1 protein-coding gene is annotated in these 242 nt (G+C 65.7%); it reads left to right on the top strand.

The genetic code is table 11. From position 1 onward, the window contains the following. Positions 1-242: hypothetical protein (locus FNJ47_RS48670; RefSeq protein ID WP_163163801.1), on the top strand; the 242-nt coding region annotated here is incomplete at both ends.

Raw genomic sequence — 242 nt, forward strand, 5'->3', positions numbered from 1 at the left:
GGCGGCAGCCTGCTGAACCTGATCTGGAGTTTTGCCGGGCTGAACCAGGCGCCGCTCTGGCTGTTCGGCACCCAGATGATCGTGATGGTCGCCAATGCCTTCGTGATGGCCAATTCCGCCGCCGGCGAAGGCGAAGATGATCTGCGACGCCAGCACCTGGCACATGAGATAGCCGACGAAGGCGCGGCTGCGCAGCAGTCCGCCGAGGTCGCCGCGAAAGCTCGAACTGTCGGCGCGGTCGC

The sequence above is a fragment of the Bradyrhizobium uaiense genome, from assembly GCF_010811875.1.
Classification (GTDB): Bacteria; Pseudomonadota; Alphaproteobacteria; order Rhizobiales; family Xanthobacteraceae; genus Bradyrhizobium; species Bradyrhizobium uaiense.